At 57.5% G+C, this 13,029-nt stretch carries 12 protein-coding genes; 6 read left to right on the top strand and 6 right to left on the bottom strand.

Annotation, left to right across the window (positions count from 1 at the left end; genetic code table 11):
* Positions 1 to 141 precede the first annotated feature (141 nt).
* Positions 142 to 1,323, bottom strand: coding sequence for a TRC40/GET3/ArsA family transport-energizing ATPase (locus GEI7407_RS07060; RefSeq protein WP_015171452.1), 1,182 nt, complete (start codon positions 1,321 to 1,323; stop codon positions 142 to 144).
* 306 nt (positions 1,324 to 1,629) lie between these two features.
* Between GEI7407_RS07060 and GEI7407_RS07065 the strand changes: the two genes are divergently transcribed.
* On the top strand, positions 1,630 to 2,028 hold the full coding sequence (locus tag GEI7407_RS07065) for a hypothetical protein (protein WP_150109729.1): 399 nt from the start codon (positions 1,630 to 1,632) through the stop codon (positions 2,026 to 2,028).
* A 90-nt stretch (positions 2,029 to 2,118) separates the two neighbouring features.
* Here GEI7407_RS07065 and GEI7407_RS07070 read toward each other — a convergent pair whose 3' ends face one another.
* Positions 2,119 to 2,682, bottom strand: a complete 564-nt coding sequence (locus GEI7407_RS07070) for a Uma2 family endonuclease (protein ID WP_015171454.1) — start codon at positions 2,680 to 2,682, stop codon at positions 2,119 to 2,121.
* A 269-nt stretch (positions 2,683 to 2,951) separates the two neighbouring features.
* Entirely contained in the window at positions 2,952 to 3,761 is an 810-nt protein-coding gene (locus GEI7407_RS07075) for an ion transporter (protein ID WP_015171455.1), read from the bottom strand.
* A 133-nt stretch (positions 3,762 to 3,894) separates the two neighbouring features.
* Here GEI7407_RS07075 and GEI7407_RS07080 point away from each other — a divergent pair, with 133 nt between their 5' ends.
* Both GEI7407_RS07080 and GEI7407_RS07085 read left to right on the top strand, forming a co-directional pair.
* Positions 3,895 to 4,422 carry a tetratricopeptide repeat protein gene (locus GEI7407_RS07080; protein WP_041268308.1) on the top strand — a complete coding sequence of 176 codons (528 nt, stop codon included), beginning with the start codon at positions 3,895 to 3,897 and terminating at the stop codon, positions 4,420 to 4,422.
* Positions 4,423 to 4,530: 108 nt separating this feature from the next.
* A complete protein-coding gene (locus GEI7407_RS07085; RefSeq protein WP_015171457.1) occupies positions 4,531 to 5,370 on the top strand; it encodes a DUF3153 domain-containing protein in 840 nt (279 codons plus the stop codon).
* Between the two features lie 77 nt (positions 5,371 to 5,447).
* On the opposite strand, the gene msrP is transcribed toward GEI7407_RS07085, so the two are convergent.
* Positions 5,448 to 6,443 (bottom strand): protein-methionine-sulfoxide reductase catalytic subunit MsrP, encoded by a 996-nt coding sequence (msrP, locus tag GEI7407_RS07090; RefSeq protein WP_015171458.1) that lies wholly within the window; start codon positions 6,441 to 6,443, stop codon positions 5,448 to 5,450.
* A gap of 163 nt (positions 6,444 to 6,606) precedes the next feature.
* Here msrP and crtO point away from each other — a divergent pair, with 163 nt between their 5' ends.
* Positions 6,607 to 8,301: a beta-carotene ketolase CrtO gene (gene crtO / locus GEI7407_RS07095; protein ID WP_015171459.1), complete on the top strand. Its 1,695-nt coding sequence runs from the start codon at positions 6,607 to 6,609 to the stop codon at positions 8,299 to 8,301.
* Positions 8,302 to 8,433: 132 nt separating this feature from the next.
* Positions 8,434 to 9,567 carry a saccharopine dehydrogenase family protein gene (locus GEI7407_RS07100; protein WP_015171460.1) on the top strand — a complete coding sequence of 378 codons (1,134 nt, stop codon included), beginning with the start codon at positions 8,434 to 8,436 and terminating at the stop codon, positions 9,565 to 9,567.
* On the opposite strand, the gene rd is transcribed toward GEI7407_RS07100, so the two are convergent.
* The gene (gene rd / locus GEI7407_RS07105; protein ID WP_041268790.1) at positions 9,541 to 9,705 is read right to left on the bottom strand and encodes a rubredoxin; all 165 of its coding nucleotides are present in this window, start codon (positions 9,703 to 9,705) and stop codon (positions 9,541 to 9,543) included. The two genes, GEI7407_RS07100 and rd, sit on opposite strands and share 27 nt — an antisense overlap.
* A 369-nt stretch (positions 9,706 to 10,074) precedes the next feature.
* Between rd and GEI7407_RS07110 the strand changes: the two genes are divergently transcribed.
* Positions 10,075 to 10,650 carry a GUN4 domain-containing protein gene (locus GEI7407_RS07110; RefSeq protein WP_015171462.1) on the top strand — a complete coding sequence of 192 codons (576 nt, stop codon included), beginning with the start codon at positions 10,075 to 10,077 and terminating at the stop codon, positions 10,648 to 10,650.
* Between the two features lie 51 nt (positions 10,651 to 10,701).
* On the opposite strand, the gene GEI7407_RS07115 is transcribed toward GEI7407_RS07110, so the two are convergent.
* Complete coding sequence (locus GEI7407_RS07115; protein WP_015171463.1) at positions 10,702 to 12,906, bottom strand: ATP-binding protein; 2,205 nt, start codon at positions 12,904 to 12,906, stop codon at positions 10,702 to 10,704.
* Between the last annotated feature and the right edge of the window lie 123 nt (positions 12,907 to 13,029).

Genomic DNA, 13,029 nt, shown 5'->3' on the forward strand with positions numbered 1-13,029 from the left:
GACAAAAACAGGATCTCCTATTATCCGATGCAATTTCCCTGGCGATCGAACCAGTCCCGGAGGCGATCGCCCCTCAAGCCAAAAAAGCAGGGCGATCGCCCTGCTCTTGCTCAAAAACCCGCTTGCGGTCAGGCTCGAACCCTAATTCATCGGCGCAAACCGAATTTTGAGATAATCCTCTTCCATCTTGGCCCCCGACGGCTGCAGCGCCGCCAAAGCCTGGGGCAGCACCAAGTTGCGGCGATGGTTGCCGATGCGAATATTCAGCTCATCGCCCGACTTGCTCAGGTCGATTTGGCTCTTGGGAATGCCGGGGAGATAGACCTCCAAGCTGTACTGATTTTGCTCCTGCACGACCCGCAGCGTTGTTTCCTTGTAGTAAACCTGGGCCGGGTCTTCGTCTGCGTAGAGCGTCTCCTTTAGGCGCTCCAGCGCTTCGAGGCCGCACATTTCCTCGGAGTAGAGCGGCACCTCTTTGATCGGCAGCGGCCGGAAGTTCTCGTGAATCTCGTCGCGATACTGCTTCTGGTTCTCTTTCCAGCGCTGGAAAAAGGGATCTTGGACCTGATCGGGGATGATCCGGTTTGCGACGACTAGGTCAGTGCCCACGTTGTAGAGGCTCAGGTATGCGTGGGCGCGCAAAGACTCTTTGATCACCATTTTCTCGGGGTTGGTGACTAGGCGCACCGAGGTTTGGGTGGGATCGGTCAGCACCTTCTCCAGGGCCTCGATCTGCTCGTAAAACTCGTAGGGCGCGTCCATCACTTCCTTGTTGGGCAGCGAGAAGCCCGCGATCGGCCGGAACAGGGGCTCAAACACCGGACGCAGGGCGACGGACATGGCCTGAAGCGGCTTGTAGAAGCGGCGCATGTACCAGCCTGCGACTTCGGGCAGGCTCAGAAGGCGCAGGGCGGTCCCGGTGGGGGCCGAGTCGATGATCAGCACGTCGTACTCGCCTTCGTCGTAGTGCCGCTTCATGCGCACCAGGCTGAAGATCTCGTCCATGCCCGGCAAGATGGCCAGCTCTTCGGCCTCCACGCCCTCGAGCCCCCGGGCCTGCAACACCTGGGTGATGTAGCGCTTGACGGCACCCCAGTTGTTTTCGAGCTCCATCAGGGCGTCGAGCTCGGCGCCCCACAGGTTGGGCTTGACGAGGCGGGGCTCGTGGGACAGCTCCATGTCAAAGCTGTCGGCGAGGGAGTGAGCTGGGTCTGTGCTCAGCACCAGGGTCTTGTAGCCCAGCTCCGCACAGCGGAGACCTGTGGCGGCTGCAACGGAGGTTTTCCCAACGCCGCCCTTGCCGGTCATCAGAATTACGCGCATGGAGAGTCCTGCTCTGTCTGAGAAGTGTTTATATTTGTTTACATGATAGTACGGGACCGCAAAAGCCTATCTACTCTGGGCATCAGATAAAAATCGGGTGCTCCGAGCGCGACTCAAGGGCCAGAGAAAAGCGCGATCGCCCCTCAGCGGTTTCTAAGGCTCTGGCCCGCAAAATGAAAACATCCTTAGCAAGGATATTGGGCTGCTAGCTTTATCGCTTCGCTTTCAGACAAATTTAAAATTCAGCAGATATTTTCTGTTGCTGTGGGGATAACTAGAGTTAACGCTGTTTACCAGATCTAACTTATGCCCATATCAACTCTTGAAATTATTACATTAGTCAAAGTATCTATGGAGTCTTATAAGGCCGCTAGATATGCTGGTTATGCTGTGAAGAGCATCTATGAAGATTTAGTTCACTCTGGAAAAAAGGAGCTGGGTGAATTCTATCTCAAGGATGGAAACTATATAACTTGGAAAATTAAAGTCAGAGTTACAGGTAATAGAGGCAGGTATTTAAAATTAAAATCCAATCTCTCAGACGACACAATAAGAGTCTCTGCCGATGGCTATAAACCGAGTAAGTATCTTCAAATGCGTTTAGAAGAATGGATGGCTTTTGCAGCCTATGTGAAAACCCGAGATAGCCGCTTGAAATCCTGTCTTGAAGATGTGCTTGATAGACTTGTAGCTGATGTACGCTGATCAGAAATAATTGAGCGTCTAATTTTTTGCTGGTCTCCTGATGCTTCTTATTGAGACTAGCTCGAAATACTTCTGGAAGTGAGTAAGGTTTCACGATTCCAGAGAAACGTTCTTGTAGAGCGAATCGATCGCTAGCTCAATCTCTAAGCCTTCGAGAATAAGGGTTTCGCCAGCACTGTAGGGATGATAGAACCACGTATGTCCTTCCCCGCGCCGGTATCGCTCAACGCTGACTTTCTCAGAGTCGATCAGCACGTATTCTTTTAGGCTGCTGAGATTGCGATAGTTTCGAAATTTTTCCCCGCGATCGCTGGCTGCGGTGCCCGGAGAGAGGACTTCGGCGATCAGGCAGGGAGCCTGAATCAACTGCCTGCCCTGGAGATCGCGATCGCTGCATGTGACAACAAGGTCAGGGTAGTAATAAATCGAGTTGCTGACCTGGACTTTGACCTCTGCGACGGTTGCTATGCAGCCGCGCTTTTGCAGATGGGGGCGCAGCTCGCTGTACAAGTTGAGAGCAAGCAAATTGTGGGCAACGCTGCCACCCGTTATTGCGGTGATGGTCCCGTTCACATATTCGTGACGAGTGTCTTGCTGGGCTTCCCAGGCTAGATAGGCTTCTGCGCTGAGATGGGGCTCAGGGGAGGCAATCATAATTCAGCCTTCAAGGCTTTCAGGGATATGTATATTGTCTTATTTTCTGTGGAATCTGTGAAAGATGCAGTGAGTCTAGAATTTTAGAGTTTAAAGCATTGACCTAAATTGGCTAGTTAGCTGGAATTTGTATGTCTTTTTGAAAGATGACTAATTTGTAAAAAGTTAAGGCAAGTCTGATTTTTCGAACTCTTGTCTTGATTTACTGAATATTAATGTCGGTTCTCAATAAAAAGCTTTGCGCAACGTCTTTACTTTTTGATTCTCGATTATTTGATTAGGCGATCGCCGCAGCGCTTGCAGAACTGGGCGTCAGTGTCATGGAAGCGGAGGCCACAGCCAGAGCACAGAATTTCGACTTGATTGGCGGTTTTGACGAGGCGCTTGAAGAGGTCGCCGAGCTGGGTTGGGATGAGGGCAATGCCGGTCAGGATCATCAGCACGGTCAGGGCGCGACCTGCCTCGGAAATGGGCGTCACGTCCCCAAAGCCGACTGTGGACATGGTGACGACCGAGAAGTAAAACGCGTCTAGAAAGGTGTCGAAGGATTCAGGATTTTTAGGATTTTCGACCTGATAGATTAGGCCAGAAAAAACAAAAATAATGCTGAAAAGCGTGAAGAGAATGCGGGCAAGAATCGCGCTGTCTTCGCTGCTGACATAGCCAAAAATGGTCCGGCCTTCGAAGAAGCGAACCAGTCGCAAAATCCGGAACCAGCGCAGGACGCGGATAAAGCCGATGCCTGTTGCTCCTAGCAAAATCGGCGAGACAGCGATCAGATCGATCAGGGAATACAGCTTGAAAAAATGGGCAAGGCGATTTTCGGCGCTCCAAAATCGCAGGAGATATTCGCCCAAAAATAGCAGCAAAATCCCGAAATTTAGAGTGTCCAGCTTCAGCCGCACGCTGTCTGGAATAGCGTAGGTTTCAACGACGAAAATCGCGGCAGAGAGGACGACTAAGCCGGTGATGCTGAGGGTGATGGCTCGTCCTAGGGGCGTCTCGATGTCCTCGAGGTAAAAGCGGACTTGGGCTCGCCAGTTGTCGGGTGTGAGGGGGGATTTGATCCGGTCATCCATGGGCGATCGCCACTGAAAACGCCAACTTCTTGATTTTCCGTCTTGAAGGCAATTTTTCCCAGAAGAGGCTGGGGCAGACGCTTTCGGAGGCTGCGATAGTACCATGCAAGAGCAGGCTATATTCCTTGGGGCTGTGACTTCAGAGCAGTTAGGTGTTGCGAAACAAGAATATTCAGCGGGGCGAGATGCCTTTGAGCGGGGCCGCTATGGGGACGCGGTGCGCAGCCTGGAGCGGGCCAACGCGCTGGTGAGTCCAGGATCGCGCTTTGGGGGAGAGGTGCAGATTTGGCTGGCGACGGCCTACGAAGCGGCGGGCCAGCGATCGGAGGCGATCGCCCTCTGCGCCAAGCTGAGCCGCCATCCCGATCCGGACACCCGAAAGCAGGGCCGCCGGCTGAAGTTCATCCTGGAAGCGCCCGCCCTGTCTAGGCGCAAAGAGTGGCTGGTGGAGATTCCCGACATGAGCCAGCTAGAGGAGAGCGATCCGAGCAATCAGCTCGGGAGCGCTGTGCAGGCGGTGAAGCGATCGCCCAAGCCCAAGCCCAAACCGGAACCCGAGCCCATCGACCTGAGCCAGGTCAACACCCAGGACAATCGGTTTATCTGGCTGGCCCTGGGGCTGGCGGTGGTGCTGATTGGCGGGCTGGTGTGGCTGAGCTGAGGCGCGCAGGAAGGGCGCGCTTTTGATGTTGGGCGGGTGAATCTCAGCGATACAATAAAGCCCGAGGGACGCTGCCCTTGGCCTTGCTGTTGGGAGTTATCGAAATCCATGCCGTCTTACTCCATGACCCGTCGCCCCCGTCGAAACCCGCTTGCGCTGCTGGGCGCTTTTGTGGGGCGATCGCTGCGTGTTTTGGTCCGCTGGCGCGCTGTGTGGCTGCTGCTGCTCACCTCGCTGCTGCTGACCGGGTGCGTGAAATACGACGTCGGCGTCAACTTTGACAGTCCCCAGGGGGGCACGCTGGTGCAGCAGGTCCGACTGGATGAGCGCATCGGCAACGCCACAGCCCAGCAGTGGCTGGATGGCCTGACCCGTCGCGCCCGCCAGCTCGAGGGCAGCGCTCGCCGGTCGGGCGATCGCGCCCTCGAGATCACCCTGCCCTTCGACAACGGACGCGATCTCAACCGCAAATTCAACGCCTTTTTCGAGCCTAGCGACTCTATTAATGGCCTCTTTAGCGCGCTGCCTGACGTAACGGCCCAGTTTGCTCTCCGGCAAAATAACTGGATTTTCTGGGTGCGCAATCGCTTGGTCTATGACCTCGATCTGCGGTCCCTGGGCGTCACTGGTCCCCAAGGTAACGTGATTGTCAGTCCAGGCTCCCTCGTCGATCTGGATTTTCGGCTGACGACGCCCGGCGGTGCGCGACCCATCGTGACTGCGCCAGGGGCGATCGCCCCCCAGGTCGAGCAAGACGGCCGCCAGCTCCTCTGGCACCTCAAAGCAGGCCAGATCAACCACCTAGAGGCCGTCTTCTGGATGGCCAATCCGGTGGCCTTTGGGGCGCTGCTGATTGTCGCGATCGCCTTTGGTGGCTGGTATCTGCGCTACCGCGTCCTGCCCGCGCCCTCAGCGACGCCGCCTTCGGCCCCCGAACCCCAAAGCTAGGAGCTTCCGGTGCTCACGCTTGTTTGTGCATTGCTCAGAGGCCGAGTTCTCACAGCCAGAACTCGGCCTCTGCTGCCCTAGGCCCGCGCGTACAGGGACGCCACGTACTCGCCATAGCCGTTGTAGGGCAGCGTTTCCCGCATCTCCCACTCAAACTCGGCGGAATCTCCTACGAAGCGCTCCTCGGCCTGAGACCAGCGGGGATGGGGCTTTTGGGGATTCACATTCGCCTCAAAGCCATACTCGTTGGGCACCAGCGTATTCCAGTATGTGGCGGGCTGCCGCTCCACAAACTCGATTTTCACAATGGACTTGGCCCCCTTGAAGCCGTACTTCCAGGGCAGCACCATCCGCACCGGCGCGCCGTGCTGCTTGGGCAGGGTGTGGCCGTAGATGCCGATCGCGAAAAACGCCAGCTCGTTGGCCATTTCCTCGATCCGCAGGCCCTCGGTGTAGGGCCAGGGCAGCGACCCAAAGCTCAGCAGAGGACCGGGCGTCACCTCTTTGTCGTAGAACGAGGTGAACCGCACGAACTTGGCCTGGGAGGTGGGCTCGACGGCGGCGATCAGCGATCGCATGGGGAAGCCGATCCAGGGCAGCGCCATCGACCACGCCTCCACGCAGCGAAAGCGATACACCCGCTCCTCAATGGGGAACTGGGTGCGCAGATCGTCCAAATCGTAGGTTTTGGGATTCTTGACCAGGCCCGAGACCTCCACTTTCCAGCTCTCGGTTGGCAAGGCCCGAGCATTGCGCCAGACGGCATTTTTGCTGCTGCCGAACTCGTAGAAGTTGTTGTAGGTGGCGGCCAAAAGCTCTGTTGTGATGGGGCGATCGACCTGGGCGAAGGCAGGGTTGCGCGCAATGCCAGTCAGCGGCTGCACCCCAGGGCGCACGTTCTCTAGGGTGAGCTCATCTTTTTGGGTGCTGCAACCGGTCAGAGACAGGGCACCGAGACCGACCCCCGCGCCAATGACAGACTTGAGAAAGCGCCGCCGATTCCAGAAAAACTGCTCTGACGTGACGGCGCGATCGGGCATTTCCCAGGGCTTGGGCACACGAATGAAGACCATGACAACCTGACGCTCAACAATCCTTTACAAACTCTAGCCTGATCCCGGGGGCGACAACCCCAAAACCCATCTCCTAGCAGAGGCTGCTCTCTAGCCAACGGTTGATTGAGGGCGATCGCCCACCGCCTAGGCTAAGGTCATCCGCATCGCCAGAGAGCCAGGCATGGACACCTACGACGTGATTATCATTGGCGCAGGCCACAATGGGCTGGTTTGCGCTGCTTATCTGCTAAAAGCGGGCTATAGCGTCCTCTTGCTTGAGAAACGCTCCGTTCCTGGAGGCGCGGCCACGACTGAAGAAGTGATGCCCGAGGAGGCCCCTGGTTTTCGGTTCAACCTCTGCGCCATCGATCATGAGTTTATTCACCTCGGGCCGGTGGTGGAGGAGCTAGAGCTGACGAAGTACGGCCTGGAGTATCTGCCCTGTGATCCGGTGGTGTTTTGTCCCCACCCCGACGGCAAGTACTTTTTGGGGCACAAGTCGGTGGAAAAGACCTGCGCCGAGATTGCCCGCTACAGCGATCGCGACGCTCGCAAATACGCCGAATTTAGCGCCTTTTGGCAAAAGATGATTCAGGCCCTGATCCCGGTGTTTAACGCGCCGCCCCAGTCCTTTTTGGACATTGCGGGCAACTACGACCTGGACAAGCTGCGAGACCTGCTGGCGGTGTTGGATATTCCCCACCGCACGCTGGATCTGGTGCGCCTGATGCTCAGCAGCCCGGAAGATCTGCTCAACGAGTGGTTTGACAGCGAATTTCTCAAGGCTCCGCTGGCGCGCTTGGCTTCGGAGCTAGGAGCGCCGCCTTCGCAAAAAGGCATTGCCATCGGGGCGATCATGATGGCAATGCGTCACAACCCCGGCATGGCCCGACCGAAGGGCGGGACGGGGGCGCTGGTGGATGCCTTGGTGCGACTGGTGCGCGAGCAGGGCGGGGTGATCCTCACTGAGCAAAGTGTCGATCGCGTGCTGATCGACGAGGGCAAGGTGGTGGGGGTGCGCACTCACCAGGGCCAGGAGTATCGAGCCAACCACGGCGTGATTTCCAATATCGATGCGCGGCGGCTGTTTTTGCAGTGTGTCGAGGCGGCGGACGTGGACGCAGCGGACCCAGAACTGCGCGATCGCCTGACCCGCAAGATCGTCAACAACAACGAAACCATTCTGAAAATCGACTGTGCCCTGTCAGAGGCACCGCGCTTCGAGCGCTTTGAGCACCGGGACGAGTTTCTGATTGGCTCTGTGCTGATTGCCGATTCGGTGCGCCAGGTGGAAATTGCCCACAGCAAGCCGACGGTAGGCGAGATTCCCGATGCTGACCCGTCTTTCTATGCGGTGGTGCCGACGATGCGGGATCCCTCTATGGCGCCCCCCGGACAGCACACGCTGTGGATCGAGTTTTTTGCGCCCTACCAGATTGCGGGGGCGGAGGGCACGGGCCAAAACGGCACAGGCTGGACAACCGAGCTCAAGGAGCAGGTGGCTGATCGCGTGCTGGACAAGCTGGCGGACTATGCCCCTAATCTGAAGCAGTCGATTATCGCGCGGCGGGTCGAGAGTCCGGCAGAGCTGGGCGATCGCCTGGGTGCCTACAAGGGCAACTACTACCACATGGATATGACCCTGGAGCAGATGGTGTTTCTGCGGCCGCTGCCAGAGATTGCCAACTACAAAACCCCTCTGGAGGGCCTCTATCTCACCGGGGCGGGCACCCATCCGGGGGGCTCGATTTCGGGGATGCCGGGTCGCAACTGCGCGCGGGTGTTTTTGCAGGCCCAGCGATCGCCCTGGCAGTCGCTGGCGGAGGCGGGCCGATCTCTGGGAGGAGTCGCAAAGTCGGTGTTTGGGCTCTTCTAGGGCGATCGCCCGCGCTTTACCCCGGGGGGCGGGCAGCGCTAGGCTGAACCTGCACCCAGTGCGGGATTTGGGGCTGTCAAGCTGCCCCGCCCGCGCCTGGGGATAGACAAGCGTGATAGGGAGGAAAGGGCCATGACCCAGCAGGTGTTGATTTTGGGAGGAGCGGGCCGCATCGGTTTCAGCGTGGCCCAGGATGTGCTGGCCCACACCGAAGCTGAAGTGACGATTACCGGTCGCCAGCCCGCTCAGGGGGCGATCGCCGCTCAGCAACTGGGCGATCGCGCGCGCTTTTTGGCCCTGGATCTGGCGGAGGTCGAGGGCCTCCAAAGGGCGATTGCCGCTGCTGACCTAGTGATTCACTGCGCAGGCCCCTTTCACTACCGAGACGGCCGCGTCCTCGACCAGTGCATCGACCAAGGCGTCCCCTACCTAGACGTCAGCGATAACCGCAGCTTTACCCAGCGAGCCCTGGCTAAGGGCGATCGCGCTGCTGAGGCCGGAGTCACCGCCATCGTCAACACCGGCATTTTTCCCGGCATTTCCAATAGCCTCGTCAAGCGGGATGTGGAGCAGCTCGACCAGGTAGACACCATTCACCTGAGCTACATCGTCGCGGGCTCGGGCGGCGCGGGTCTGACGGTGATGCGCACGACGTTTTTAGGGCTTCAGCGGCCCTTTCAGGCGCGCATCGACGGCCAGTGGCAGGAGGTCGAGCCCTATACCGAGCGAGAAGCGGTGGAGTTTCCGGCGCCCTATGGCCGCGCCCACGTGTACTGGTACGAAATGCCCGAAACGGTCACCCTGGCGAATACTTTCGGCGCCAAAACGGTGATCACCAAGTTTGGCTCCCTGCCCGACTTTTACAACCATCTCACCTGGATGGCGGCCCACCGCTTCCCGACGGCCCTGCTGCAAAATCCCGCCACCGTCGAGTTTCTCTCGCGGGTCAGCTACGCCATGACCAACGTCACCGATCGCTTTAGCGGTATCGGGGTGGCCATGCGCTCCCAGGTGACGGGCACCAAGGCCGGAGAAGCGGCCCAGGTCGTATCGAGCCTGGTGCACCCCAACACGGCGATCGCCGCGGGTGCAGGCACTGGCAGCCTAGCGGAGCTGATCCTGACGGGCCAACTGCGTAAACCGGGCGTGTGGCCCGTAGAGGCTGCCCTCTCGACGGCTCAGTTTGAAGCCACGATGGCCCAGCGCCAGGTCACGCTTTATCCGGGGCAGCCAACTCCCCTAGTCCTCAAAGGGCTCAAAGTCTGACTTGGCAGCGCCACAGGCGGGACAGGTCCAGTCCTCCGGCAGATCCTCGAAGGCAGTTCCCGGCGCGATGCCTGTGTCTGGATCGCCTTCGGCCGGATTGTAGATGTGGTTGCAAATGGTGCACATGTATTTCTGCAAAGGATCCTCCTGGAAGCGCAAACTAGCGCGATTGATAGTGCTTGACTCCCGCTAAGCGGGACCTGCGGCGGTGGCCTAGAGCGCATTCTAGGGGCGATCGCCCGCTAAACCTTCGAGTATCTTTGCTCCACCGCAAGTTACACAAAATCTAGCGGTAAAAATTCGCTCATACTCTCCCCCGATGGAAGGATTCGGGAAATTTCCGGAACTTGCGACGATGCAGTTGGATCCAAAGTGTCGAAAAATTACGAGTAGCTTTTATTGCTGGCTGCGAGACCTGATTTCCCTAAAATTACCCAAGTATTTGAAGGGTGGGCGATCGCGGCTTTTTGGATCCTGGTTTCTGCAATCTTTCCCCCAACCTTGTCCATGGCCACCCGCAAAATGCCTCTCTACGTCGCTGCCGCGATCGCCGTTTTGCTCACGGGTTCTGCTGTGACCTATGCCTCGCTGGACCCCGATCGCCCGTCCGATGACACCGATTCTTTGCAGCGCCTCCAGAGCCTACTGGAGCGAAAGCAATGGCAAGCCGCCAGCGACCTGACTTGGCACCTCCTCAACCCCAGCCAGGCATGGGATGGACAAAAACAGTTTCCCTGCGACCAGCTCAAAGCCATTGATCAGCTATGGGTCACCCAAAGTGACGGCCTCTTTGGCTTTAGCGTGCAGCATGAGCTCTGGCGCAACCTCGAAGACAGCGGCGATCGCCAAACGGCCTCTCCCGAAAGCGTCGCCCGATTCCGCGAGCAAGTTGGCTGGACGCGGCCAGCGACCACCGCTCCCCAAGCAACGCCCCTCGGCTACTACCCCGCCGACCAAACCTGGAACGAAACCCTCGCCTTTGGCTGCGTCGACGATAAATGCTCAGCCCCTAGCACCGTCGTCGAAACCCAAGCCAGTAGCTGGGACATCCTCCTTCCCCAGCTCGCCACCTGTAATGTTTAGTCAGAGCACTCAGCTTCAAAGCCGCAAAAAGATCGAAGCAAGACGGCTTGTCTAGTTCATGAGAGCCGCTGCTTGGCGGACTGGAATCTGAATAATAAACTCAGTGCCTTGGTCCGGCATCGAGAAGCAGTCCAGTCTGCCGTGATGCTTTTCGGTGACGATTTGGTAGCTGATCGACATGCCCATGCCTGTTCCCTTGCCGATGGGCTTGGTTGTGAAAAAGGGATTGAAAATTCGCTGCTGAATTTCCCGAGGAATGCCGGGGCCATTGTCTGCGATCGCAATTTCCACCCACTGATCATCCCTCAATCTTGTGCGCACCGTAATGCGATTGGGATGGCTCTGAACATCTTGATACGAGCGAGACGCATTCGACTCTTCTAGAGCATCGATCGCATTCGTCAAAATATTCATAAAAACCTGATTGAGCTGGCCTGCGTAGCACTCCACCAGCGGCAGGTTTCCATACTCCTTGACCACCTGAACTTCAGGTCGCTCTGGTCGCGCCTTCAGGCGGTGCTGCAAGATCATCAGCGTGCTGTCGATTCCCTCGTGGATGTCCACCGGCTTGATCTCTGCCTCATCCATCCGCGAGAAGTTGCGCAGAGACAGCACAATTTGCCGAATGCGATCGGTCCCCATCTTCATCGAGGACAGCATCTTCGGCAAATCCGCCTGCATGAACTCCAAGTCGATCGCCTCGGCCTCTTCTTGGATCTCAGCTTCAGGATTGGGATAGTGATCCTGATAGAGACTCACAAACCCCAGCAAATCCTGGGTGTACTCCTCAATGTGGACCAAATTGCCGTGAATGAAATTCACCGGATTGTTGATTTCGTGGGCTACCCCCGCCACCAGCTGACCCAAGCTGGACATCTTTTCGCTCTGGATCACCTGGGCCTGGGTTCGCTGTAGCTCGGTCATGGCCTGCTTGAGCTCAGCAGTTCGCTGATCAACCCGGTCTTCGAGATCCTCATTGCTCTTGGCCAGCGCCGCGAAAGTCTCCCGCAGCTGCCCCGCCATGTAGTTAAAGGAGCGCGCCAGCCGGTTGAGCTCCTGGATGCCGCTTTCTTCCACAGTTTGCTCAAGATCGCCGGAGGCCATCGCTTCGCTAGCGGCGTTGAGGCGATGGATTGGCCGCGTGATCCAGCGAGCGGTGAGAATCCCGACGACAGAAGCGATCGCCAGGGCCGCAATGCACAGCAAAATGCTTGTGCGAGTGTTGGCATTGATCTGGGCCATGAAGGCGCTCTCGGGCACCGTCACCACGACAATCCAGTCCAGTCCGTACTTGTCTTGCCAGGGAGTCACCTGTACGTAATAGGACTCCCCCTGGGCATCCTCGACGTGCAGCTCTTGATGATCGTTGATGTTCCTAAAGGACGTCAGCTGCTTTTGGAGACTCTGGGTGACGGACTTCACAACGGGATCGGGACTATCAATGCCATTGATGCGCTGAATCTCGCCGTTTCGCACCACAAAGGGCTCCTGCTCGCTGGAGCTGGCAATCAAGAGGCCGTCGCGATCGAGAATGAAGACTTTCCCGGTGGCGCTGACATCGAGCTCCCGCAAAAACTCGCTCAGCCTGAGCAGATGAATGTCGGCGCTGACCATGCCGAGCAGGCGGTTTTGGGCATCGTAGATGGGGCGACCGGCAGAGGCGGCAATGTAGGGATAGCCGGGATAGTTGATGGTGTAGAAGCGAGACCAGAGGGCCTTGCCGGCGTTGATGGGCTCTAGGTACCAGGATTCGCTGAAGTTGCTCCACTCTAGGGTTTCTAGGAGCTCGGTGCGGTTGCCTTGGTTGTCGGTGGCGTAGGCAGACCAGTTGTTGGAGGTCTGAGCGCTCCAGTCGTCAATTGTGAGAGTTTTGCCGTCGTAGCGTCCTGCGCCGACGCCCTCGCCCGTGGTGAGGCCCATGCCTATGTAGGTGAGGTCATAGATTTGCATTTGATGCCAAAAGTAGCGCCCGACTTCTTCGCGATCGCGTACATCCAGCAGCCCCATCTTCACCGCATCAGCGTTCATCTGGATGACTTTGTGAGGAATCGCGAGGTAGTTGTCGAGATGCTGATCGACGGCTCTCCCTGTGCGATCGATCAGGCGATCGGCTAGATCGTTGACGGCCTTCTGGCCATTTTTGAAGGACAGAAAACCTACGAGCCCCACGGTCCCGAAGATTTGCAAGAGAAAGGGTAGAACCAGGAGAAGCTGTAGTGGAAAGGCTCGACCTTTAGGGGGTTTGGAAAGTTTCATAGTCAACTACAGGGAAGGCCATGGATTGCTCGCTTTTAGGATTCCCTGAAATGACTTAAATACCCATAGGGGCAAAATCGTAACTTTAACGGTCAATGGGCTGTTTTCCTGAGTTATTCGCTC

The sequence above is a fragment of the Geitlerinema sp. PCC 7407 genome (assembly GCF_000317045.1).
GTDB lineage: Bacteria > Cyanobacteriota > Cyanobacteriia > PCC-7407 > PCC-7407 > PCC-7407.

Bases quoted from the DNA above. Each gene is read 5' to 3' on its own strand.
- GEI7407_RS07060 (WP_015171452.1), bottom strand. From the start codon at position 1,323: ATGCGCGTAATTCTGATGACCGGCAAGGGCGGCGTTGGGAAAACCTCC.
- GEI7407_RS07065 (WP_150109729.1), top strand. From the start codon at position 1,630: ATGCCCATATCAACTCTTGAAATTATTACATTAGTCAAAGTATCTATG.
- GEI7407_RS07070 (WP_015171454.1), bottom strand. From the start codon at position 2,682: ATGATTGCCTCCCCTGAGCCCCATCTCAGCGCAGAAGCCTATCTAGCC.
- GEI7407_RS07075 (WP_015171455.1), bottom strand. From the start codon at position 3,761: ATGGATGACCGGATCAAATCCCCCCTCACACCCGACAACTGGCGAGCC.
- GEI7407_RS07085 (WP_015171457.1), top strand. From the start codon at position 4,531: ATGCCGTCTTACTCCATGACCCGTCGCCCCCGTCGAAACCCGCTTGCG.
- msrP (WP_015171458.1), bottom strand. From the start codon at position 6,443: ATGGTCTTCATTCGTGTGCCCAAGCCCTGGGAAATGCCCGATCGCGCC.
- crtO (WP_015171459.1), top strand. From the start codon at position 6,607: ATGGACACCTACGACGTGATTATCATTGGCGCAGGCCACAATGGGCTG.
- GEI7407_RS07100 (WP_015171460.1), top strand. From the start codon at position 8,434: ATGACCCAGCAGGTGTTGATTTTGGGAGGAGCGGGCCGCATCGGTTTC.
- GEI7407_RS07110 (WP_015171462.1), top strand. From the start codon at position 10,075: ATGGCCACCCGCAAAATGCCTCTCTACGTCGCTGCCGCGATCGCCGTT.
- GEI7407_RS07115 (WP_015171463.1), bottom strand. From the start codon at position 12,906: ATGAAACTTTCCAAACCCCCTAAAGGTCGAGCCTTTCCACTACAGCTT.